A 20,800-nucleotide genomic window follows, 5' to 3' on the forward strand; every position below is an offset into this window, starting at 1 on the left:
TTCCGGGTGCCGGTTTATTTATTTTGGAAGGTGATCCGCGGGTCCCCGGTAACTGCCTGAAAATTGCTGGCCAGCTAGTGGAGCAAAAGCCCGTCCTCGAGCAGGATATCATACCGGTAACCCGCCCCAAAATCGCGGTTTAGGCTGACCCGGGCGCGGAAGGTGACAGTCTGCCCGGCCTCTGTGGTGGCCCCTGTCGTGAGCACCAGCTCGGCCGATTCTTCATCAGGGTCCCGGAGGTGCACCCAGTTTCGGCCCATTATCCCCGAATTTACCTTCGTACAGATACCGGTTACTTCTACCCAGGAGCCGGCATGTTCCTCAGGGCTTTTCAAGAGTTGGTGGATCCCTATGCGGGTCACTTTTTCCGGATTGCCCTCCGGGGACACCGGGTTTTCGGATCTGTCCCCCTGAAGGGCATGGGGATTGGGGGGCCCCTTGCGCAGTCGGGAACGCTCTGATTCTGTCACCAATCGGGTTACCAGGTAGAGCGTATCGAATACCCGGCCCAGGGCCGGACTTTCAAAATTTTTCTTCTGAACTGCTTCATTGTAGAAATACGTGCCCCCTTTGGTGGCGTTCCCTGTGCGGGTGGCAATCCAGTATACCCGATCGCCTTCGTTTACCTGCAGGTACCAGTAGTTATCTGCCGGAAGGACTTCCGATACGCGGACCTCGTGGAGGTCCAGGACCACATCGCCAGTGTTTGAAGGTTGCGTAGTTGTGGCACTTAACTGGTAATCCCTTTCTCTTGGCCCTCCGCAGGAAAGCAGCAGACAGGCAATCAAGGCAGTCCACATTTGGAGATTTATCGGTTGTTTCACGGGAATCCGTTTTAATTTGAGCACGGTACAGGTAATTGGGGTCGGGAATTGCCCTCGTCTTGATAATGGATGGGCGGCTCCTCGTTATGCCGGATCACTTCGCGGATCATCCGGTTGGCAATCTGGTCAATCTGTTCCGGGCTTGCAAGCGGATAGGTGGATTGCAGTTGCTTCCGGATAGATCGCTTGCGGCGGGCCAGCAGTTGCCGGAAGGGTTCTTTCTGCACCCAATCCATATAGGCTTGAAGTTCTTCGGCGAGAATCCGTTCCACCGTGCGGATTGCCGCTTTGCGTTTGGCACGGGTGCCTTCCAGTTGGGCTGTAATGGTATCCAGGTCGCATCGGATTACATGTTTATGCGCACCGAGGGATTTGTCGATATTTCCCGGTACAGCGAGGTCGATAAGCAAAACCTTGCGATCAGCCGCAATCCCGCCCGTAATAAGCCCGGGACAGTCGGACACTGCGGAAACCACTACGTCGAACGCTTCCAATTGGTTTTCCCTGAGCCGGACCCAGGGCCAGCTCTTTATATTGTTTTCCCGTACCAGGGCCATCATTTTTGCCTCCGTGCGATTGGTGATGCTCACATCCCGGAAACCAAATCGCGGGCTGTACTTCAATACCTGTCGGATAATGTCCCCGGCTCCCACCAGCAGGATCCGCTTATTTTTGGCATCCGTTCCAAAACTGTCCTGGACCATTTTAAGGGCCTTGTAGGCGGTGGATGTGGTCCCGTCCCGGAAGGCCGTTTCGTTGCGGATCCGTTTATGTGAACGGAAAACGGTCTGCATGCCCCTTTCCAGGAGCGATCCCTGCCTTCCCCTCCGAATGGCACGCCGGTAGGCTTGCTTCACCTGGTGGTGGATTTCGGCATCCCCGATAACGGACGATTCCAGACCGGCCGATACAGCAAGCAGGTGCTGAAGGGATTCCCCGGTGGCATCGCAGCAGGTAAACAGGTTCTTTTCCCGGGTCCCGGGTTTGCCCGGGGAATGTGTCAGCAGGTAATCGCGAAGTTGTCCGGCGGTCGTGATGCTGGATTCGAAATAGACTTCCGTCCGGTTACAGGTTACCAACAGCAAAAATCCGGTAATATCGGGAAAAGCTTCCTGTAGGCCCTGTAAAAAGGATTCTTTGTCCGCTTCTGTAAAGTGGAACCGCTCCCGCTGGGAAACAGTGGCCGAATGATGGGATATACTGGTGAATCTGAGTTGCATACTATTTAATTGGTAGGTTTAGACCGGCCTGCACCCTGCGGGCCGGGCCATTACGAATAGAATTTTCGGGGTGGAACAGGACTATTCTTTCAGGGTTCTCACATAATTTACAATGAGCCACCGGTCTTCATCATCCGGTAGTTTTTTGGCAAATTCCGGCATATCGTCGCGTCCAAAGGTGGTTTTGTAAAACAGCGCCCCGTCGGTTTGAGCCTGAAAATCCGAGGTGGAAAAATCCCCCAGGTTACCTGTGAGGTCGGCTGCCTTGGGGCCATCCCCATACCCCTCGGACCCATGGCATGATTTGCAATGCTTGGAATAGAGGGATTTGCCGATGGCCATATTTTCCCGGTCGGACGCATCGGTTGGGTTTTTCATGTCCTTGTATTCCTTGGGTACCACCCAGGTATCCTGGTAATTGGTAGTGAAAGCGAACAGAAACAGGGACAGGATCCCTGCAGCGGTTAGTAGCATCTTATTTTTCATGTCAGATCATTTTTGGATTTAGAAATTTTGTAAAGATTTATCAGTAAATAGGCAATCGTCCCCCAAACCCCCAAAATCAGCAGGTTAGGTATCGTAAGCAGGAATATGGGGGTTTTATCGGGCGGCGACCACATGGTGCGTTCATCAAAAGTAGACTGGTCCGTTACCGGGACTCCGAGGGGTGCCGTAAAGCGGCTTTTGACCGTGCCGTAGTCCTCGTGGTCGGAGACCCGGGCCTCGAAGGTAAGGTTGCCATCGACACCTGGTATATCCCCGGGAACGGGGACCATAACACTGCCGGAGTCATCGGTCAGGTTGAAATCCCCGCCGATGGCCAGTGGCCGGAAGAGCCTGGAAACGCTTATGCGGACCGGATTCTCGCTTACCGGTTCTCCGGAGTACTCGTCGGTGAGGGTGGCTTTCACGTAATGCTGGTCGTTTTCTTCTACGATGTGGATATCCAGTATGGCGCGCCTGAAAGAAATCTCCCGTTCGACCTGTTTAAAGTCGGGATGATCCAGAGAGATTGCACGGTAGGTGTAGGTGCCGGTAGAATCCCGGTTGCATGCCCCGGGTTCCTGTAGGACAAAAACAGTTTTACCCATGTTGTCCGTAATTGCAGAACCCGTGGCCACCAGGCTGTCGTTCGGATACACGCAGAAAAGGTCAAAACCAAGACCCTCTGCAGGTTCAAAACCATTTTCCCCACGGAACCGGGCCTGAAGTTCCACTGCAGAAAAGTCCGGCATTTCAGCGATATGGTTCAGGGAGACCCGGACCTGGTTTTTTTCCTGGGCGCTCAGGTTCAGGCCGCTACATAGCAACAGGGCGGATGCCCAAAGGAGGTGTCGGGTATATTTAAGGCAAGGACTCATAGCTCCCGGTTTTTAGCAGTTGATGCTTCCCGTTCTTCGATGGCATGGTGAATCGGGACTATCGGAAGAATCCGGACCAGCAGCGTGATTATGAGCAGCGCCATCGCGAGGGTACCAAAGGTCACGGTCCATTCCAGTCCCGTTGGGAAGTAGTGGTGCCAGCTCTCCGGCACTCCTTCAATAGGCAGAAACGGGTGCAGCAGGGTTGGCGTGACAATGAGGTAGCGTTTCCACCAGGCACTGACTACAACCACCAGGCTGATGACAAACAGGGGCATCGGTTTGCGAAAGCGGGGGAAAACCAGCAGGACAATGGGCATGACCAAACCGCCTGCGGTAACAAACCAGAAATAGGTGCTGTACGCACCCGTAAACAAGGATTGCAGGTGCTGGGCCTCTTCAACCGTATTTTTGTATGCGGGCACGAGGTACTCGTTTACGTTGAAATACAGGTAGACAAGGCAAAGCAGTACCAATAGGCGTCCCATCCGGTCAAAATGCATATCCGTGATAAATTTTTCCAATCCGTAAGCGCGGCGTATCACGTACATAACTGCAATAACCGCGCCAGCCCCGGCGACGAAGGCGCCAGCAATGAAATATGGACCGAAGTTGGTACTGTCCCAGCCCGGGCGGTAGGTGGTTGCGAAAAGCCAGGCCGTGACGGTGTGAATCCCGAATGCCACGGGTATGATGAGTACACTAAGCATCTGGATGGAGGTCCGGTACAGTTTTTTTTGCCGTTCCGAATTGTTCCAGTTGAGCGATAGTTTCGCGAACCTGCGGCTTAATTTGGGCCGGTCTTTAAAATACCGTTTCAACAGGGCAAAATCGGGTAACATGGGGTAATAGAGCAGCAACAGGCTGATGACCAGGTAGGTGGTGATCACGATAACATCCCAGATGATCGGGGATTGCAGGCGGCCATGGGTAAACAGGAAAAACAGCCGCTCGGGCCGTCCCATATCGATAATGATGGTGAGCCCGGCCATCACTATGGCCGCGACAGCAATGATTTCCGAAATACGCGTGAGCGGGGTTGCCCATTTGGCTCCGGAAAGGTGGAGCACTGCCGAAATCAGAGATCCCACCAGGCTGATGGCCACAAAGAAAACGAAATTGGAGATGTAAACCCCCCAGAGGGCGTAGTCCCGCATCCCGGTTACTACGAGTCCTTTTTGCAACTGGATGCCATAGGCGATTAAAGAGGCGAGGATAATGGCCAGCAGGCAGGCTACCCAAACCTTACCCACCCGCGTAAACTTACGGGGTGCCAACTTCTCCAGGATTTCCTTTTGTGCTTCCATCATTCTTCGGATAAGTCAACCGATTTGTAGGGTTCGTAATTCTCAAGTCCTTCCTGGAAATCCACCAGGCGATTGGAGGGGGGCAGGTAGTAAACGCTGGGCTCTGTCCCCAGTTGCTCCAGCAGGCGGTAGCCGGCCCGTTCCTCAAGTAACTCACTGAGGCGGAAGGATTCATCCCCGTTGGTCACGGTATCTTCGTAGGCGTCCCCAAAGAAAAACACGCCGTTCGGGCAGGCAGTCACGCAATGGGGCAGCTCATTTTTATCGATCATGTGCGGACAGAAATCGCATTTGTCGACGGTTCCTTTCAGGCTGGGCATCCCGGCATAATCCGGGGAGCTTTCCGTGTGTTCCAGATGCATGTGGATCTCGGTGGTTTCCCCCTGTCTGGGTTCCTCCCAGTTGAATACCCGGGTGGAATACGGGCAGGCAGCCATACAAAAGCGGCACCCGATGCAACGCTCATTGTCGATCAGCACCAGGCCGTCACGCCTTTTGAAAGTCGCATCCACCGGGCAAACCTTGACACAGGCGGGTTTATCGCAGTGCATGCACATGGTGGGCTGCCAATAGGGAGCCGTTTCCTGCGATTCCTGCATCTTGTATACCTTGATCCAGGCGTTTTCACCGGTTATGAAGTGGCTCTTGTTGCAGGAGGAAATACACTTCTTGGCATTTTTGCACCGGGCCAGGTCTACCACCATCACGAACTTCCGGTTTGGGAAACCCTCGCGGACCCGGTAATCGTCCCCCTTCAGGTTCTCCGTTTCCGACAAGGCGGTAACCGGTACCTCTATAAGGTGGCCGTCGGTAGTCATTAATTCCACGGTTTCGGAATTTGCGGAAGCGGATGCAGCGGCACCTGCATCCGAGCAACTTTTGAGTGCCTGCAGTGCGCCGGTGGCCACGCTGCCCAGCAGGGCGGCTTTTACTCCGTTCCGGACAAATTCCCGTCGTTTGTTGTTCGTATCATCCATTAGCTAGGCTCATTCATTGTCTATGGTGTCCAACCAGCTCTTCAGCGAGTCGTTTGAAATGTTTTTGGCCACTACCCGGGCCCGGTCAATCGTGCCTTTGGGTACACGCACAGTGGTTCCATCAGGCTTCAGCAGGGTTTCATAGGGCTCGTCCAGGGATTCCCCCCCGGTATTTTGCCCGGCACCAGGCCCTTCCGCGGCCCCGGCCAGGAACGGTATGGCCAGGCCGCCTGCGAGCAGTGGCAGCAGTTTTCTCCTTGGGATGCCGTTTTTTTCGTCTTCCATTTTTAAAAATTGTATTTACGGGTGATGTTGAAGCCTATGAGGTATTCTCCTTTAAAAAAATCGTTCTGGTTGAACATGACATTTTTCTGGGGTACGATGCCGTAATAGTTACTGATAAACAGCTGGAATGCGTGGCCCGAAGTGCCGAATTCAACTCCCAGGCTAAACCCCGGTTCCGGGTCCATATCCAGGTCTACTCCATTGAGGTGGTGTACAAAGGGCTGGGTATAGTCCAGCAGGATGGCCGTTTGCGGGCTGATCTTATACCGTCCGCCGGCTGAAAGGGCGATCACATCATTACGCATGCGCTGGGGTACCAGGTTGTAATGGGAAACGCTGCCGCCCACCTGCAGGGACAGGTTACGGTTGAACCGGCGTGCTACGATCAGTTGGTTGAAAAAGGAGTAACGGGATTGCCTGGTCGGGAAGAGGCCTCTTCCCTTGTTCCGGGCGTCAATGGTAAAATTCCCGTAATAGCTGACGCTTACGGGTATCCTGCCGGAGCGGGTCTGCTGGATCAGGCCCAGTTTCCAGCTGAAGTCCTGCAAACGGTCTACCTTGGTGGTCCCGTATCCGATCGTCAGCCGGTCGTGTATCGCATAGGAGGCCCCAACCCGGATATTCGCGGGTCCCCAGATCCCGATCAGGTCGTTGTTGTTGCTTCCTTCTGCATTAATCAGCCCGAAACGGTGGGAAAATACAATTTCCAGGGTGTTTTTCGGGTACAGGACATTGGTTGGGTTGTCTATGATATGGGAACTCTCGAACGCAGCCCTTTCGGGTTTATCCTGCACCGTGTCCCTGGCGGTTTCCTGACCGAGGGCAACACCATGTGCGATCAGGCCCGACGCCAGTAACAGGAAGCCCTTTTTTAAGATGTCCATGTTTGGAAGTTTTTAATTGTTTTCGGCGCCCCGGTCTATCCAGGTTTTGATTAGCTGTATTTCTTCTGGGGTCAATTCAAAAGAGATTTGTATGCGGTGGCCAACCCCGGGCAACCGTTGGTAGAACAAGCTGCCCTCGGCATTGCCGGCCTGTATGTACCCCCCTTGCTGCAGTGCCGCATAGGCCTGCCCCACCCGGAGGTCCGGGTCCTGGATCAGGCCGTTGTGGCACTGGGTACAGTTCTTGTTCGCCCGGGAAAACAGGGGTTCGATATCATCGGCAAATGAAATCACTATATCGTCTGGCAGGTTATCAATGGGTGCTTGCGGCAACTCCTGGTCGTAGTAACAGGAGCCCACGAATAATAGTAATCCGATGCCCATACATATTCCGAGTACTCGTTTCATGCGCTAAAATTTTTCAGTTCCGGAAGCAGTTGCACCTGTGTCCGATCAATTTTCAAGGGCCTCGATGGAATTCTTGAGAAGTGCCTTGGCATAGTTCGGATTGTGCACTCCCATGCTCTTGTCTTCCATCAGCATCCTCCAGTTCCAGGTTGCCTGGGCGACATTTGCAGGGAATACTCCCAGGACTGCACTGCTGTCCGGGGCAATGGAACCGGCCGCTATCAGGAGGTCGCGGAGCCGATCAAAGTCGGCTTCAAAACCGTCCACCTCCGATGGTGGTCCACCCGTATGGCAATTCAGGCAGGTGTTTGTAGTGGGCTCCCAGGTGTGCCCCCCATCCGAGCCATTGGTCGTGGGGCCCATGTGGCAGGCGATACAGGAAGATCCCTGCCGGTGCCCGGCCGATCCACGCCCGGGATAGTCCAAGGCCCCGGAAATATTCGCGCCAAAGATGCCCTCCAGCATGGTGGACTGTGGCCCGTGGTGCGGCCCGAAGCGGCTACTGGTAATCTCAAAATCCGCCGTTGGCCCGGGGATGTCATATTGGTTACGGGGCTGGTGGCAGTTCACGCAGAGGTTGCTCAGGCCCAGCTCATCCGAGGCATTCCGGATATCGATGGTGATATCCGGGTCCAGGAAGAGGTCCACCGGCGTGATACTGCGGACCGCCTTATCATTGCCGTCCTCCTCGAAATTAAACGATCGGTGCATATCGTGGCAGGTGGTGCAGCTGATCGGGTCCGGGACATCGTAACCATCCGGATTGGCTGTGGCAAAACCCAGCGAGTCGATGTAGAGGTTGGACAGGTAGTCCTGGAACCCCTGGTCATTGTGGCAGCGGGCGCAGGTGGCACTTGCGCCAAAGGATCTCAGGTTGGCATGTGCGGATTCCGAATATGCCAGGAGGATGGGTTCCCGGTAGGCGTTGGAGTGACAGTTGATACAGGAGGTGGTGCCATCCACCCCGTCCATCCCGTCGATCCCGTCGATGCCGTCGATGCCGTCGGCCCCGGGAGGTCCCGGTATGGGGTCGCTGGTACACTGCACCATAAAGGTTGCACTGGCAACCAAAAGCAAAAATCTAATAAATCCGAATGTTTTCATAAGGCCGGTCATTTAAATAAGATTGCACCTAATGTAACCCAGGTTACAAAGAAGAACTATGACAATTATCAGGTTATTTGGGATTTCAGGGTTGGAATAAGGTCGCGGGCCGGTTGCCGCCGGGAATTCCAGAACCTCCATTTGATAGGGCATGAGGTGATAAGGGGACCCTAAAAGTTCATTTTTGTTGAGGATAGTTTCGCTATTGTTTTATATTTGCAAGCCGAAAGAAATCCCAGGCTGGTTTTCTTTCGGAATGTGAACAGGCGAGCAAGTTCACACGAGGCCAACGCACCAGCTGGCCCTTCGCTAAAAAAGGTCCACCGGACCTTTTTTGACCGCTCAGTCCGGGATGTAGTTCAGCCTGGTAGAATACACGCATGGGGTGCGTGTGGTCGCTGGTTCGAATCCAGTCATCCCGACGAAGCAAACCCCGGCAACGCAAGTTGCCGGGGTTTTTTATTTCCCGCAGGCGCTGAAGCTCGCTTCAAAGCGCCGGAGGGGAATGAAAAACCCTAGCTGGGTGTAGCCCAGCCGGTGTTTGCTTCAGGCCACCCCCAACGCTGGATCACCGAGCGCAGTGAGGTAATCCAGGCTCGCTTCAAAGCGCCGGAGGGGAATGAAAAACCTATGCTGGGTGTAGCCCAGCCCGGCTGAACCCTTGAATTTTGTCGAATATCCGGATCCCTGGGCAATCTCCTGCCCGGCAATGACGTTCCAACAGGAAATACCACTGTTATGAGGTGCCCTTTCGTTTTATTCCTGCTGACCCTGACCCTGATAGTATCCTGCAGCAAGGATGAGGCCCCACCGGATGACCTGGTGGAGGCCACCCCCGTAGATGGTGCGGAAGAGACCCCGGGAGACGGGACAGAGGAAACGCCCGCAGATGGGACGGAAGAAACACCGGGAGAAGAAATGCCCCCGGAGGAATCCGAAAACCCCCAGGGCGATTGCCCGGCGAACGTGGGTTATGTATTCGCGGAATCGGAAGGTATCGTATCCATTGAGTTTGAAGACAGCGCCTATCCGGATGGCTGGGTACTGAAAACAGACGTGAGCGGCGTTTCTGGAGACGGCTACCTGCAGTGGGAAGGAAGCCCCAGCCTGGGAAGCCCCGGTAATGGGACCATCACCTTTCCGATACGGATCGCTACAACCGGGACCTATCGATTTACCTGGTATTCGTCCTTTAGGAAGGGGGACAACGGTACCGAGCACAATGATTCCTGGTTGCGATTCCCGGATGCGGATGATTATTTTGGCAGGCAGGGGGATGGCAGTACGGTATACCCGGCAGGTTCCGGGAAGGAGCCCAACCCGAATGGTGCTTCCGCAGACGGGTGGTTCAAGATTTACCGCAGTGGCAACGACAACGCCTTCAGCTGGCAGGCCAGGACCTCAGACAATGATCCCCACGATATCTATGTGACCTTCTCTATGCCGGGAATCTATCTGATGGAAGTCTCTGCCCGGTCTGATTTCCACGGGATCGACCGCATTCTGCTCTTCCGGGAGGACATTTCCCAAAACATGGCTATCGATCGGGCTGCGGAATTCAGCGTGAAGGAAACCTGCAACTGACCCCCTGCTACCTGAGGGCCTTCCGCGATCATGTCCGGCTTATCCCATAAAAAAAGGCCCCCGGTGGGAGCCTTTTTTTTTTACCAATGCAAATATCATTTAATCATCGATCAGGTCGATATGGGCCTTGATGGCCTGGCGGATACTTTCGGCCAGGTCGTTGTTGCCATCCGGGTCCATGGGGCTGATTTCAATGGTGCCGTCCTCGTTCCCATCTGCCGCCTGGGTGAGGTCCACCCCCGCTGTGCTGTCAAAAACCAGGCTCAGGTCAAAATCGATCACGATTCCCTCGGGCGTTTCGGAAATCGTTATATCGAAGTTCTGGTCCTCGAAATCGACTTCCACCTCATCCTCAAAATCATGCCAGAAGATAAAAGGGGTACCCTGAATAGTTCCCTGGATCAGCACGGACTTACCAAAAAGGTCACTGGTGGCATTAGTCCCGGCATCGAACTTGAATTCCAATTCTTCAAAGTTGCCCATGGGCAGGGAGACGTTCAGGAAAGTAACCTGGCCGGCCAGCAGGTCCAGCTCAAAGGGGCCGTCCAGTTCAATCTCATCCTCATAATCGTAATAGCCATCGTCGTCCCAATGCTCGTTCTCGTCGTCCTCGTAATCGTCCCCGGGGTCCTCCATATCGAACTCCAGTTCAAATTCCTTGAGGTTCAACCTGAAATCGGTGATCTCCACGTCGCTGTTGATGCTCTTGGCCGTAGCCGATTTAGCGGTGGAACTATTCAGGGTACTTTTGGCACTCACGCTCAAACGTCCGGTCCCTGCGGGGTCTTCATCTTTGGAGCATCCGGTCAGGACAAGGGCAAAGAGCCCTATCAGGGCGGTAAATAACTTCGGTAGGAAATGGGTAATTTTCATAGTACAGTATTAGGTTTTTATACAGATAACAACCAACACTGGGTTTACCCTACCCGTTGTACCGGATTTTTTTCCAATCCCCGTGGACCCGGTCCGGACTACCGCGTCAGCAAATCCCCTGTTCCCAATCCGATCCGCTGTAAATTTTTTACGGCTTCGGGTACGCTGATCCCCAGTTTCCGGACCCGGGAGGGCTCTACGTAGAGTACGCTGCCCGACCAGGGGCTGGGCGCGCCCGGGAGGTAGACCACCACCTTGTTGTCCGGGGTGCGTTCAATCTCAAAGCAAAGCTGCTCGTTGTCGTCAAAGGTGACCAGTACCGGTATAAAATTTTCCGAAGCCTCTTCGGTAGACTTCAGGCTCTCCGTAAATCCTTTTACCATGGCATATCCGGGGATCTTGACCAGCAACCTGCTTTCAATGCCTTCCCGAAGTTTTTCCATGATTTTCTGCCTGGCGAACAGCCCGGCGATAAAACAGATGGAGAGGATCAGCAAAACCACGAGGATATCGGCAAGTGCCACACCCGCCAAGTTATCCAGCGGAATCAGGTTGCCCAGGGGTTTGGCAACCTGCAGCAGTAGCTGGTAGGCCTTGGATAGGATGATCAGGAGCAGGATGAACGGGGTCAGGAATAGCAAGCCCCCCACAAGGGTTGTACGGATGAATTTTATCATAACTTTTGGTTTAGCAGGGCAAAGCCATCTGGTTACCAGCTGCCGGAAAGGGGCTGAATGATTTATTCTTTTTTAAAAACCAGGCATTTGCACCCAGTGAAAAGATATGAAAATTAGCGAACCGGGTACCCGTTCCCAATTTCTGCCGGTGAAACGGCCCGGGTGCTGAGTTCCCTGTGGCCGGCACGTATTCCCTGGCATTGGCCACCCAAAAAAGGGAATCCTTCAGGAAGAACTCTTGTACGAGCTCGGCAGGACGCCGTAGCGGGACCGGAACATCTTAGAGAAATGGCTGCGACTGGAATACCCGATGCTGTAGCAGATCTCGGAGATATTCATATCAGTGGTTTCGATCAGTTCCCGGGCCAGTTCCAGGCGGATGTTGCTGATGAACTCGTGGGCGGAGTGTCCGTACAGGTAACGGATTCCCTTTTGCAGCTTTTTTACGGGCAGGCCAATCTCCCGGGCCATGTCCTCGAGGGTTATTTTCCGCTCGATATGGTCCCGGATGTTGTCTGCCAAATCCCGGACACGTTCCAGTTCGGATGCGCTGAGGTCGGTGGGTAGCGCAGTGCCCATGGCCTGGTCTTCCCGGTGGGCCTCGAGCTGGGAGGCGAGCATGCCGATCACCGCCCCTTCCGTGAGCAACCGCCCCACCAGGTCCGTCCGGCGGTTGTTCACAATGGTTTCCACGTACTGCCCAATCTTGGTGTCGATGGATCCCAGCAACCGGAAGGGCCCCTCCTGTCCGCTGCGGCTGATGAGTTCCTGCAGGTAGGCTTCCAGGTGGTTTTTGGCCTTGAAGTCCGCCTTTTTCAGGAGCTTAGGGTTCACGATCAGGTAACAGCTCTTGAATGGGACGTTGGCTGGTATGATAAATTCTGCCTGGGTACCGGGCTTGCCCATCAGCAGGAAATTCTGCCATTGGCGGATCTCCTGGTAATCGGCCTCATGGCCGAATTTATGCAATTGGTGCCCGGAAAGGTGGTAGCCAAAATAGTAGGGTTTGTCCTCGGAAAAATTCAGGTCGAGGGTCAGGTCGGAAGTAAAGGTGATGTCATAGACCCAGGCCGTCAGCCCGGACAGCAATTCGAACAGCTTGATGGTCCCGGAGCCCCGGTTGTTATCCAGGAGGAGGTTCCCCGAAACCGGGCCTTCCTGCAACTTGGCGTTCAGGTATACGGCGAATTGCCGCAACATATCAATTGGGGAGCTCTCCCGCAGGCCTAACATGTAATACCGCTTTAATTAACCCTTCATAGCAATACGGGAAGATACTATTTTCCCTTATTTTTCCTACACAAGGAATCTTTAAAATTTGGATCGTGACCCGCGGGGTCCATGGAAAGTTTTAACTTGCTTTTGCCCGGAAGAATAGCACGCCCGGGCGCGTCAGGGCACCTTGGTAATATTCAGTCCCGCGGCAAAAATGAAAAACACTTATATGCTGACCCATGAGATACCCGAAAACCCTTACAATCCCGAAAGCGCTGAATAAACCCAAAAACCTATGAAAATACGAATCCGGGGAAACACGATCCGCTACCGGCTCACCCGCCCCGAGGTGGACACCTTTTGCCGGGAGGGCTATCTGGAGGAAGAGACGGTATTCCCGTCCGGGACATTCCGCTATGTGCTCCAGGCGGAGGATTCCATTTCGGAACCCATCGCGGATTTCCGCGATGGGTGCGTGGTGGTTTCCCTCCCCGCTTCCGCCCAAAGCGACTGGCTGGCCGAAGACCGGGTGGGATTCAGCAATTCGGCCGACTGGAACGACCCAGCCCGCCTCTCCATCCTGGTGGAAAAGGATTTTGCCTGTATCGATAACCCTGCAGAAGACCAGTCGGAGAACTTCCCGAACCCGAAAGGGGAGGCGTGCTAAAACGGGGTGCAAGCCGGATACCTCCGGGTCGTGGAAGGTGCTTTGCTACGGAGGGCGCCAAGAGCCCCGACCCCTTAGTAATGGTACCGCCTGGAATTCAGGGATCCCACGTCATTGAGTACATAGGCCATGTTGGGAAGTTGCTTTTTCTGGGAGAGCTCCCGGGAATGCCGCACCATGTTTTTATCGGAAATGCCCGAACGCACCAGGTACACCGTTGCGTCGGCATGCTTGCCAATCAGCAGCGGGTCGGCCACTGAGAGGGAAGGGGGAGAATCGATCAGGACAATATCGAATTCCGCCAAAGCCCGCTCGATGAATTGGGCAAACCCCTTACCTGAGAGGAGTTGGGTGGGGTTCGGCGGCATCTTGCCCCCAAAGCAGACCTTCAGGTAATCCAGGTTGTCGAACCCGCCCATGATAATGTCCTTCCACTGCACGCGGGATTCGCTCAGGTATTCTGATAGCCCGTAGGCAAAGGAATCCGGCTTGAAGTACTTCATCAGTTCCCGGTTTCGCAGGTCGGCGCCCACCAGCAGGACCTTGTGGTGCATGCTGGCGTAGGCCTGGGCCATGTTCAGGGCAGTGGTGGTCTTGCCCTCCCCTTTGACCGAGGAGGTTACCAGGATGCAGTGGCCCGTGCCCTCCGCCTTTTCCGGCAGGAGCGTATCCAGGTTGGTCGTCGCAATCCGAAACGATTCGGCCAGGACCGAGCGGTCTTCCGAATTGATGACTTTCCGGGATTTCTTGAAGGTAGGGATCTCCGCCAGTATGGGTACGTCCGGACTCAGGCGGGCCAGGTCGCCCCGAATCTGGATTTTCCCGTTCAGCGTAAAGTGCAGGTAGAGCACGATAAAGGGCACAAACAGGCCCACCATCAGGGACATGGGGTAGACAATCCGTTTTTTGGGCGAGAGGGGCTCGGTGTCGGTGAGCGCATAATCCACCACCTTGATCGAGGGGGCTGTAACCGCATAACTCAGGGCCGCCTCTTCCCGTTTTTGAAGGAGCAGGATAAAGAGGTTTTCCTTGATGTCCTGCTGGCGTTCGATAGAGCGTAACATCTTCTCCTTTTCGGGCAGGCGGGAAAATACCGTATTGGCCCGGTTTTTCTCCCGGGTAAGCTGCCGCAGGGAGAGTTTGAGCTGCGTCTGGTAGATGTTGAGCGTTTTCAGGATGTTCACCCGGGCGTTCTGCAACTGGGCGGAAAGGGCGATCAGGGTTGGGTGGCTTTCCCCCACGCTGCTGAGAAGTTCTTCCCGTTGGATCACCGTCCGGTTGTAATCTGAAACCATGGAATTGAGTCCCGTGTTTTCCAGGCCTACATCCACAGGCAGCAATTCGTAGGAGGATTGGGCGGTAACCGCTTTTTTAAGCAGCTCGGCCAGGGACACCTGGGTCTCCAGCTGGGTCACCTCGTCTTCCGCCACGGCCCGCCGCTGCAGGGAAAAATCCACATCCGATTCAATATAGGACAGGTCGTTGGTCCGCTTGAAATCCTCCTTGCCCACTTCTATGGAATCGAGCTCCTGGGACAGGCTCAGAAAGCGTTGGTCTATAAAGTCCAGGGTGAGCTTCGATATCCGCTGCCGGTCCCGGATGCCGTCCTCGTTGAATTTGTTGATCAGCTCATTCAGGATGGCCTCAGAACGGTCCACGCTTTCTCCCTTGATGGAGAGGGCGAGGATTTCGCTGTTTTTACTAACATGAGAAACCCGTAGCTTTTTCGCAAGGTTAAGCACGGCCTGCTTGACTGGGGTCAATTCCACTCGGAATAGGATGCTCGTATATTCTTCTGGTTCTTCGTCGGGTCGCAGCGTAATGTCAAAGGGCAATTCCGTCTCCAAGGAGTCCGGTTCCATCAGAGATACGGAATAAGTCCGGTCGGCCTCGTCCGTAATTTTCGCATTCATACCCTGGATTGATACATGGAAAGAACGGGAGACTGTTAGACTATCCTCGGTAACCAGTTTGGTCACGCCAAAAGGCGGGTTCCAGATCTCCGTTGTTTTGATGTTACCCACCTGGAAATAGGAAATATCCAGGTTGAGGGACTCCACCACCTGTTTCAAAATGCGGTAGGACCGGAGTACCTGCACCTCGTTCTCCATATTGGCCGAAGTCCCCTGGCCAAGCAGTGACAAGGCGTTCTGTGAGATATCTACCCTCTCGGATTCGTCGATGATCTCGATCTTGGCAACCGACTCGTAGGTCACCGGAGCATAACGCATGTACAGGTAGCCAAGCCCCAGGCAGATGACCACCCCCAGCAGAAACCAGGGCCAGTAGGGGAGATACCGGCCGATCACCTGTTTCAGATCGCCGCCGCCTTCACCTTCGTCTTTGTCGAATTCTAATGTCGATTTTGCCATAAGGTTTCCGGATCTGGGAGCAGTAAAAATAGGAAAGATTTTAAAGTACCCATGAATTCTACTGTAATTAACGTTATCAGAAAAACTGGGAGAGTTTTGAAAAATTTTTCAGGAAAAGTGCGTAAAGTGGTCTGGGTATTCCGTTAGCCTTCAAGGCACGTAGGTCTTCAAGGGATTTTCTAATGATGTTCCTAATACTGCGGTTGCTGACCCCACCGACGCGCATCTTGGTAATGACCTCAGGGATATAGGCAAATCTATATTGCGGATCTTGCATTACCCTTAAAATAAAGTCATAATCTGCTGCGATTTTATAGGATAGATTGAATCCACCATGTGTTTCATAAACTGATTTCCTGAGAAATAATGCAGGATGGGGAGGCATCCAACCTCTTTTAAGCAGCTGCACATTGAAGGACCGGCTTTTCCAGTGGCGAATTATATGATTGGCGTCCGATTTCCGCACATACTGTAAATCGCCATATACTCCATCAACCTCATCTGTTTTAAAAAGTTCAATTATTTTGCCAATCACGCTTGGTCCAGCCAAAAAGTCATCTGAATGTATAAAGCCTATAACTTCTCCTTGTGACATAAAAAGAGCCTTATTCAGAGCGTCATAGGTGCCACAGTCCGGTTCTGAATTTACGCGAGCCCCGGAACTTGCATTTTTGTAATCTTCTAGAAGTTTCAAGGTTCCGTCTACTGATCCTCCGTCCTGGATGAAATGCTCGATATGAGGATAGTCCTGAGCAACCACTGAATTCAAACAATCCCTAAGAGTTTGACAACTATTGTAGGTAGCGGTGATGAGGGAGACTTTCAAACTATTAATTGTATAAATAAACCTTATAAATCAGACTCGCTTTAACTGATGACTCGTTCTCTAATATTTTTGGCCGGATTACCCATGTAAATCCGGTAGGATTCCAATTCTGATGTGGCAACAGAGCCAACACCTAGGACTGAATGATTACGACATATTACACCAGGACATACTATGCCCCTAGCTCCAATCCAAACCCCTTCTTCCAAGGTAATTTTCTTTGTAATTAAATCAAACTCCGGACTTTTATAATTATGGTTACCACAGAGGAGCATAGCCCCTTGAGAAATGCAGACGTTGGAACCTATGAAAACAGATGATAAATTATCTATCCATACATTTTCTCCTATCCAAACATGATCAGAAATTTCTAAAAACCAGGGATATTTAATTGAAACACCCGGCTTTATTATAAGCCCTTTACCAACCTTAGCACCAAAAGCTCTCAACAATATTATTTTAAACTTTGTTGGGAATGGAATAGAAGTTTTTATAAAAAGACGGTTACACGCATACCATAGTACTCGCTTTGGCAAACCTCCTGGATTGTACCAGGTATTATCATATGACTTGAGTTTGACTTCTTTCAAAATTTAGTGTTTGTCTACCCGTTTTAAGAGTTTGTGAGATATACTTCAATAACTTCAAAATTGGAAATTTTGCTTATTCAGACAATAAAATCTGGTCTTGGTACTTTTCCTAACATCCATTGATAAAGTTGTAACATTTGTTTAGCAACCACATTGATATCATATTGATTTTCAACCAGTAGTCTGCCATTTAGTCCCATAATTTCCAATTCCTCCTGATTCATACTCATAGCCTCTTCCAACGCAATTTGAATGGACGTCCGATCAATATCCACCCACCAGCCACAATTATACCCAGGAAGGCCACTCCAGGGTGCCCCTTTAGTAGTAATTACCGGAGTGCCACAGGCTAATGCTTCGGGAACTACGATACCGAAATTTTCGCTAAAAGTTGGAAGAACAAAAATGCTGGCATTTTGGTAAAGATTGGATTTTTCTTTTCCATATACAGGAGGCTTGATATTAATAATATCTTCAAGTCCTTTACTGGAAATCAATCGATTTAGAGAGTTAATATATTTTTTGTTTCCATTGCCGACAATCTCTACAATCCAATCTCTCGATAACTTTGCAGGCAATTCTGACCAGGCATTAATAAAAAGTTCTAATCCCTTTTTAGGATGAATACGCGAGAGAAATAATGCTTTTTTGATTTTTCTTTTACCTGTAACCTTAAGAGGGAAATTGTTCAATTTAATCCCATTTGGAATTACAGCAATGGGATTTGTAAACCCTAAATCCCTCAGATTTTCTGCCTCCGTGGTGCAGGTGGCATGAATACAGGATGCGTTTTTCAAGTCTTTTCGCTGATATAAATGAAGAGCAATTCTCTTTTTCCAAAATTTCTGTGATAAGGACCAGGGTTCAAGCATACCACGAGGTGATATTATATAAGGGATTCCATTTTTCCTTGCTATCACCGCAGATTTATGGAGTGAGATAGGCCAGATTGTATGGATATGCAATAGATCCGGACTTAGTTCTATGATCTGGTTCTTCAATTGATGGAATTGTCCCGTAATACTTTTGGAGTAGGTTAAATACCTATAAAGTGCTCCTTCCGCTTCAGAAATGGAATTGTCACTCTTTTTTGTGTGCAAATAAAAATGGCCTTCGGCATTGAGACCAACTAGGGCGGTAAGGATATCATCCACGCTGCGCGGAGGTCCACCATATGACTTGTCCATTGTAGGTACTATATAGGAGATTTTCATTGTGCTTCAAAGACTTCCTTGTACAGCTTCATAAAAGATAAAGTAAATTGTTGTTGGGAAAACCTTTGTGTATTCTCATAACCTTTCTGTATCAATTCCACCCTGTATGTGTTATCATTCATAATTTTAATTATGGATTTCCTGATTTCTTCAATGTTGTATGGGTCAACGAGGTGCGCTCCATTTCCGGCCACGAATGGCATGGATGATCTATCTGAAGTTAAAACAGGAAGCCCGCACGATTGGGCTTCTAAAATGGGTAGTCCGAAACCTTCTCTTGTTGAGGCAAAGAAAAGCAGGTCGGAGCTGTTGTAGCATTCTTCCAATTCCTTGCGTTGGATATTAAAATGCTGTACGAAATCAATCTGGTTTAACTCCAGGAATCGTTTAAGTTCTGCATTAATTCTCCCGACAAGGCATAATCGGGCATTTGGAATATTTAGTATTGCTTTCGCCAGACGAAGCTGATTTTTCAATTCCAATGATCCGATTGTCAAGATAGTAAATCCAGTTGCATCCTTTACTACCTTCCTCTTTTCAACTGGAATAAAACTATTAGGAATGACATGGGTCTTGGCCCCTGCAATCTTGAAATGTGCGTCCAATTGATTTTTAGTAAATGGAGAAATTACGGTAATGGCATTTGCAAATTTCATGGGTAACCTGTACCACAAGAAACCCATTAACCATTTCTTCATTCCCCCGAGAATTTCGTAGTGATTACAGTCGTGAATTGTGAGGATTGTTTTTTTCCAGAAAAGGAAAAACGCCATATAGTGGACATCGCCGGTAATATGAATATTTTTCTCCTTTACGCTAAATGCAAACCAAAAAAGCCTAAAAACATCAGAGGGAGATTTTAGGTCACATGGTAATTCTTTACGATGAACAAACCCCAACCTTTCCAATGGTTTAAATACATTTTCGATGCTTTTTCTGTCTGGACTTTGTAATCTGTAAAGAAGAATAATTTTAGACATTCAGCAAATGTTTTTGTCTAAACATCAATCTATGAATTAAGAATATTATAAATATATTTTGCAGTATCTCAGCAATCTTGAAATAAATATCTGATTCAACCTTCAAGAGCGAAATAAGTAGCGTGATATATATCAATCGATGTAAAAAACGATTAGTTAAATTATTCTCCAAATAGGATATAAAGAAACCAAATAAAGCAAAAGCCATGAATGTTGTGATATACCCCCCCTCAAAAAAGGCCCAGCCATAGGTGGAAGGGGTAATTGACGTCCTATTTTGTCTACCGGTAGATGTTTTATATAAAGTTCCACCAATGGTCGCTACCGGCTTATCCGGGATTAAAAATCGTGGGATTATCCATGATATGGGGAGATATATGTATCGATTGAAGTATTTATATTCATTCCAGTCTTTCTCATTTTCAATACTATACATTAAAACGGGAAAAAGAGATATTCTGTCCTGATAGCTATCTGTACCACTTTGAAAATTTTCAGCAATTCCATTTTCAAAAGTTCTTTCTATTGCATTTATGAAAACTGTGATTTTACCGGAAGACCTTTCTTCGCCTAATTCTTTTCGATAATTGTTATTTATAGGATAAAGAAAAAGGACAAAAATTACTCCCAAGGTTATTAGTACATTGTTTAATTGTCTGCCTGACATAATAAATGGAATTATAACCAATAAAAATGGTACGATTATTTGTTCCTTCATTCCTGATAGAAAGCCAAATATTATTTCTAGCAAGAAGAACCCGGCGAATGATAACTTAAACAACAATGTCCTGTATTCGTATAGGAAAAATAAGGATGAAAGTATGAGTAGTATTAATGGGCCTAGTATATCAACAATGATTATTAAAAATGAAAAGGATGAAAGATTGTACTCTAAGTCTGATTTATAGCCTACAATCCCATTTAAAATAAGGTAGATTTGTACTAGACCTACGAGTATTACACTTGTGTAAAAAAAACTTCTATTTCGTATTCCAAATCGAATTGTAGATTTAGAACTGTTAATCGAGTAAAATTGTTTAGCCAATACTTCTCCGCAATCTATAGCGAGCAATCCTATTAGTATAGTAATTATTGCAGGCAACGCTGTCAATGATTTAACATAAACAGCCTCTAATAAAACCAAATGACTATTTTGGTCTAGGAAAAATAGCAGGAATAGAAAGTTTAATATTAAAAAAACAAATGTTGAAAGTCTAAACCAATCAAGAAGTTTGGGTCTTTTAAACCTGTACCAATTTTTTAAAAAACGAATAATTGTAAGTTCAATTATTATAAAGCTAAAGACAGTTGCAATAATTAATTCTTCAGAATCTATGCTGAAAAGGACAATAATAAAATAGAATAAATATCCTACCCTTATTGACCTAATTAACCAATAGAAAGATGTTGTGTTTAGTTGGAATTGCATTTA

At 50.0% G+C, this 20,800-nt stretch carries 21 protein-coding genes and 1 tRNA gene; 3 read left to right on the forward strand and 19 right to left on the reverse strand.

Annotated elements, in window-relative coordinates; genetic code table 11:
• Window positions 1-74: 74 nt before the first annotated feature.
• From H7F20_RS07920 to H7F20_RS07965, 10 genes are all read right to left on the reverse strand, one after another.
• A complete protein-coding gene (locus H7F20_RS07920) occupies window positions 75-800 on the reverse strand; it encodes a hypothetical protein (protein ID WP_185785558.1) in 726 nt (241 codons plus the stop codon).
• A gap of 35 nt (window positions 801-835) precedes the next feature.
• A complete protein-coding gene (locus H7F20_RS07925; RefSeq protein ID WP_185785559.1) occupies window positions 836-2,044 on the reverse strand; it encodes a glutamyl-tRNA reductase in 1,209 nt (402 codons plus the stop codon).
• 81 nt (window positions 2,045-2,125) lie between these two features.
• A complete protein-coding gene (locus H7F20_RS07930; RefSeq protein WP_255444011.1) occupies window positions 2,126-2,530 on the reverse strand; it encodes a cytochrome c in 405 nt (134 codons plus the stop codon).
• Window positions 2,527-3,405, reverse strand: coding sequence for a hypothetical protein (locus tag H7F20_RS07935; protein ID WP_185785560.1), 879 nt, complete (start codon window positions 3,403-3,405; stop codon window positions 2,527-2,529). Before H7F20_RS07935 ends, H7F20_RS07930 begins: the two co-directional genes overlap by 4 nt.
• Window positions 3,402-4,715 carry an NrfD/PsrC family molybdoenzyme membrane anchor subunit gene (gene nrfD, locus H7F20_RS07940; protein WP_255444012.1) on the reverse strand — a complete coding sequence of 438 codons (1,314 nt, stop codon included), beginning with the start codon at window positions 4,713-4,715 and terminating at the stop codon, window positions 3,402-3,404. Before nrfD ends, H7F20_RS07935 begins: the two co-directional genes overlap by 4 nt.
• Window positions 4,712-5,689 carry a 4Fe-4S dicluster domain-containing protein gene (locus H7F20_RS07945; RefSeq protein WP_185785561.1) on the reverse strand — a complete coding sequence of 326 codons (978 nt, stop codon included), beginning with the start codon at window positions 5,687-5,689 and terminating at the stop codon, window positions 4,712-4,714. The genes nrfD and H7F20_RS07945 overlap by 4 nt, the downstream gene beginning before the upstream one ends.
• Window positions 5,690-5,698: 9 nt before the next feature.
• Window positions 5,699-5,974 carry a hypothetical protein gene (locus H7F20_RS07950; RefSeq protein ID WP_185785562.1) on the reverse strand — a complete coding sequence of 92 codons (276 nt, stop codon included), beginning with the start codon at window positions 5,972-5,974 and terminating at the stop codon, window positions 5,699-5,701.
• Between the two features lie 2 nt (window positions 5,975-5,976).
• A complete protein-coding gene (locus tag H7F20_RS07955) occupies window positions 5,977-6,858 on the reverse strand; it encodes a DUF5777 family beta-barrel protein (RefSeq protein WP_185785563.1) in 882 nt (293 codons plus the stop codon).
• Window positions 6,859-6,870: 12 nt separating this feature from the next.
• Complete coding sequence (locus H7F20_RS07960; protein ID WP_185785564.1) at window positions 6,871-7,266, reverse strand: hypothetical protein; 396 nt, start codon at window positions 7,264-7,266, stop codon at window positions 6,871-6,873.
• Window positions 7,267-7,311: 45 nt separating this feature from the next.
• A complete protein-coding gene (locus H7F20_RS07965) occupies window positions 7,312-8,370 on the reverse strand; it encodes a hypothetical protein (RefSeq protein WP_185785565.1) in 1,059 nt (352 codons plus the stop codon).
• Between the two features lie 348 nt (window positions 8,371-8,718).
• Here H7F20_RS07965 and H7F20_RS07970 point away from each other — a divergent pair.
• Both H7F20_RS07970 and H7F20_RS07975 read left to right on the forward strand, forming a co-directional pair.
• Window positions 8,719-8,792: transfer RNA gene (locus H7F20_RS07970), tRNA-Pro, on the forward strand.
• A 316-nt stretch (window positions 8,793-9,108) separates the two neighbouring features.
• Window positions 9,109-9,954 carry a hypothetical protein gene (locus H7F20_RS07975; RefSeq protein ID WP_185785566.1) on the forward strand — a complete coding sequence of 282 codons (846 nt, stop codon included), beginning with the start codon at window positions 9,109-9,111 and terminating at the stop codon, window positions 9,952-9,954.
• A gap of 99 nt (window positions 9,955-10,053) precedes the next feature.
• Here the strand turns inward: H7F20_RS07975 and H7F20_RS07980 are convergent, their stop codons facing one another.
• The 3 genes from H7F20_RS07980 to H7F20_RS07990 all read right to left on the reverse strand — a co-directional run bounded on the left by H7F20_RS07980 (window position 10,054) and on the right by H7F20_RS07990 (window position 12,737).
• Window positions 10,054-10,827, reverse strand: a complete 774-nt coding sequence (locus H7F20_RS07980; protein WP_185785567.1) for a hypothetical protein — start codon at window positions 10,825-10,827, stop codon at window positions 10,054-10,056.
• A 98-nt stretch (window positions 10,828-10,925) separates the two neighbouring features.
• Window positions 10,926-11,504 carry a DUF502 domain-containing protein gene (locus H7F20_RS07985; protein WP_221898705.1) on the reverse strand — a complete coding sequence of 193 codons (579 nt, stop codon included), beginning with the start codon at window positions 11,502-11,504 and terminating at the stop codon, window positions 10,926-10,928.
• A gap of 225 nt (window positions 11,505-11,729) precedes the next feature.
• Entirely contained in the window at window positions 11,730-12,737 is a 1,008-nt protein-coding gene (locus tag H7F20_RS07990) for a helix-turn-helix transcriptional regulator (protein WP_185785568.1), read from the reverse strand.
• 277 nt (window positions 12,738-13,014) lie between these two features.
• On the opposite strand from H7F20_RS07990, the gene H7F20_RS07995 reads away from it, so the two are divergent.
• Window positions 13,015-13,386, forward strand: coding sequence for a hypothetical protein (locus tag H7F20_RS07995; RefSeq protein ID WP_185785569.1), 372 nt, complete (start codon window positions 13,015-13,017; stop codon window positions 13,384-13,386).
• 74 nt (window positions 13,387-13,460) lie between these two features.
• Here H7F20_RS07995 and H7F20_RS08000 read toward each other — a convergent pair whose 3' ends face one another.
• The 6 genes from H7F20_RS08000 to H7F20_RS08025 all read right to left on the reverse strand — a co-directional run bounded on the left by H7F20_RS08000 (window position 13,461) and on the right by H7F20_RS08025 (window position 20,797).
• Window positions 13,461-15,758, reverse strand: coding sequence for a tyrosine-protein kinase domain-containing protein (locus tag H7F20_RS08000; RefSeq protein WP_185785570.1), 2,298 nt, complete (start codon window positions 15,756-15,758; stop codon window positions 13,461-13,463).
• Between the two features lie 76 nt (window positions 15,759-15,834).
• A complete protein-coding gene (locus H7F20_RS08005; RefSeq protein ID WP_185785571.1) occupies window positions 15,835-16,584 on the reverse strand; it encodes a glycosyltransferase family 2 protein in 750 nt (249 codons plus the stop codon).
• 41 nt (window positions 16,585-16,625) lie between these two features.
• A complete protein-coding gene (locus H7F20_RS08010) occupies window positions 16,626-17,174 on the reverse strand; it encodes a WcaF family extracellular polysaccharide biosynthesis acetyltransferase (RefSeq protein WP_185785572.1) in 549 nt (182 codons plus the stop codon).
• Window positions 17,175-17,251: 77 nt separating this feature from the next.
• A complete protein-coding gene (locus H7F20_RS08015; RefSeq protein WP_255444013.1) occupies window positions 17,252-18,361 on the reverse strand; it encodes a glycosyltransferase in 1,110 nt (369 codons plus the stop codon).
• A 23-nt stretch (window positions 18,362-18,384) separates the two neighbouring features.
• Complete coding sequence (locus H7F20_RS08020) at window positions 18,385-19,368, reverse strand: glycosyltransferase family 1 protein (protein WP_185785574.1); 984 nt, start codon at window positions 19,366-19,368, stop codon at window positions 18,385-18,387.
• Window positions 19,361-20,797, reverse strand: coding sequence for a hypothetical protein (locus H7F20_RS08025; protein ID WP_185785575.1), 1,437 nt, complete (start codon window positions 20,795-20,797; stop codon window positions 19,361-19,363). Before H7F20_RS08025 ends, H7F20_RS08020 begins: the two co-directional genes overlap by 8 nt.
• Window positions 20,798-20,800 lie beyond the last annotated feature (3 nt).

The organism is Robiginitalea sp. SC105, assembly GCF_014243345.1.
In the GTDB taxonomy this organism is placed as follows: domain Bacteria; phylum Bacteroidota; class Bacteroidia; order Flavobacteriales; family Flavobacteriaceae; genus Robiginitalea.

What these genes read in the sequence shown, in the direction of transcription:
- H7F20_RS08025 (WP_185785575.1), bottom strand. Translation starts at nt 20,797, where the DNA reads ATGCAATTCCAACTAAACACAACATCTTTCTATTGGTTAATTAGGTCA.
- H7F20_RS07920 (WP_185785558.1), bottom strand. Translation starts at nt 800, where the DNA reads ATGTGGACTGCCTTGATTGCCTGTCTGCTGCTTTCCTGCGGAGGGCCA.
- H7F20_RS07935 (WP_185785560.1), bottom strand. Translation starts at nt 3,405, where the DNA reads ATGAGTCCTTGCCTTAAATATACCCGACACCTCCTTTGGGCATCCGCC.
- H7F20_RS08015 (WP_255444013.1), bottom strand. Translation starts at nt 18,361, where the DNA reads ATGGACAAGTCATATGGTGGACCTCCGCGCAGCGTGGATGATATCCTT.
- H7F20_RS07965 (WP_185785565.1), bottom strand. Translation starts at nt 8,370, where the DNA reads ATGAAAACATTCGGATTTATTAGATTTTTGCTTTTGGTTGCCAGTGCA.
- H7F20_RS07925 (WP_185785559.1), bottom strand. Translation starts at nt 2,044, where the DNA reads ATGCAACTCAGATTCACCAGTATATCCCATCATTCGGCCACTGTTTCC.
- H7F20_RS07950 (WP_185785562.1), bottom strand. Translation starts at nt 5,974, where the DNA reads ATGGAAGACGAAAAAAACGGCATCCCAAGGAGAAAACTGCTGCCACTG.
- H7F20_RS07975 (WP_185785566.1), top strand. Translation starts at nt 9,109, where the DNA reads ATGAGGTGCCCTTTCGTTTTATTCCTGCTGACCCTGACCCTGATAGTA.
- H7F20_RS07945 (WP_185785561.1), bottom strand. Translation starts at nt 5,689, where the DNA reads ATGGATGATACGAACAACAAACGACGGGAATTTGTCCGGAACGGAGTA.
- H7F20_RS07990 (WP_185785568.1), bottom strand. Translation starts at nt 12,737, where the DNA reads ATGTTAGGCCTGCGGGAGAGCTCCCCAATTGATATGTTGCGGCAATTC.
- H7F20_RS07980 (WP_185785567.1), bottom strand. Translation starts at nt 10,827, where the DNA reads ATGAAAATTACCCATTTCCTACCGAAGTTATTTACCGCCCTGATAGGG.
- H7F20_RS08000 (WP_185785570.1), bottom strand. Translation starts at nt 15,758, where the DNA reads ATGGCAAAATCGACATTAGAATTCGACAAAGACGAAGGTGAAGGCGGC.
- H7F20_RS07930 (WP_255444011.1), bottom strand. Translation starts at nt 2,530, where the DNA reads ATGAAAAATAAGATGCTACTAACCGCTGCAGGGATCCTGTCCCTGTTT.
- H7F20_RS07985 (WP_221898705.1), bottom strand. Translation starts at nt 11,504, where the DNA reads ATGATAAAATTCATCCGTACAACCCTTGTGGGGGGCTTGCTATTCCTG.
- H7F20_RS07955 (WP_185785563.1), bottom strand. Translation starts at nt 6,858, where the DNA reads ATGGACATCTTAAAAAAGGGCTTCCTGTTACTGGCGTCGGGCCTGATC.
- nrfD (WP_255444012.1), bottom strand. Translation starts at nt 4,715, where the DNA reads ATGATGGAAGCACAAAAGGAAATCCTGGAGAAGTTGGCACCCCGTAAG.
- H7F20_RS07995 (WP_185785569.1), top strand. Translation starts at nt 13,015, where the DNA reads ATGAAAATACGAATCCGGGGAAACACGATCCGCTACCGGCTCACCCGC.
- H7F20_RS07960 (WP_185785564.1), bottom strand. Translation starts at nt 7,266, where the DNA reads ATGAAACGAGTACTCGGAATATGTATGGGCATCGGATTACTATTATTC.
- H7F20_RS08020 (WP_185785574.1), bottom strand. Translation starts at nt 19,368, where the DNA reads ATGTCTAAAATTATTCTTCTTTACAGATTACAAAGTCCAGACAGAAAA.